A 669-nucleotide genomic window follows, 5' to 3' on the forward strand; every position below is an offset into this window, starting at 1 on the left:
GCTCGGAGATGTGTATAAGAGCCAGCGCCAAGCGGGCGCAGGGGTACGGCTTCCTGCCCGGCTATGTGCAGCCGCCGAACAATGCTGTGCCCTTGTTCATGCAGAAGCTGTCGCCGGCGCAGCGGGCGATGCTGCGGCCGAAGCGGCCGTGGTACATCGATCCGACGCCGGATTATTATCGCTGGAACGGCCCCTGGAGCGGTGAGTGGCGCTATCCCGGTCGCGCCGGCTTCTATCGCGGCCGCTACAACGGCGGCAGCTTCGGGCCGTGCTGGACGCAGACGCCGATCGGGCCGATCTGGAACTGCGGGAAGTAGGGCTCGGTTACGGCCGACACGGGGCAATGATTTCGACGACGGCTTCCGCCTAGTCCGCGGCGAAGGTCTGCACGGCAAGAATGTCATCGGCGCTCAACCGCGGATGATCGGCGATGATCTCGGCCGTGGAGAGCCCCGCACCGAGCTTGCGCAGGATCATTTCCACCGGGATGCGCATGCCGCGCACCACCGGCTTGCCGCACATTACCTCGGGATTGATCTCGATCCGCTCATGTCGCATGGCACCGACCGCAGCTTGCTCGCAGCTTAGGATAGCATAGTTCACCACGCTTGCCACGGACGCGGGTTCGCCCGCCTGCGCCCCCTGCGACCCCTGCGACCGTCAAGCCGC

At 65.9% G+C, this 669-nt stretch carries 2 protein-coding genes; one reads left to right on the forward strand and one right to left on the reverse strand.

Annotation, left to right across the window (positions count from 1 at the left end; all coding sequences use genetic code 11):
• Window positions 1-317 (forward strand): hypothetical protein (locus DY468_RS24535; protein ID WP_164608219.1); only part of this gene is annotated, 317 nt, incomplete at its 5' end.
• Between the two features lie 49 nt (window positions 318-366).
• Here DY468_RS24535 and DY468_RS24540 read toward each other — a convergent pair.
• Complete coding sequence (locus DY468_RS24540) at window positions 367-615, reverse strand: DUF433 domain-containing protein (RefSeq protein ID WP_349644337.1); 249 nt, start codon at window positions 613-615, stop codon at window positions 367-369.
• Window positions 616-669: the final 54 nt, after the last annotated feature.

It is taken from the genome of Rhodopseudomonas sp. BR0M22, assembly GCF_010907035.1.
In the GTDB taxonomy this organism is placed as follows: Bacteria; Pseudomonadota; Alphaproteobacteria; order Rhizobiales; family Xanthobacteraceae; genus Rhodopseudomonas.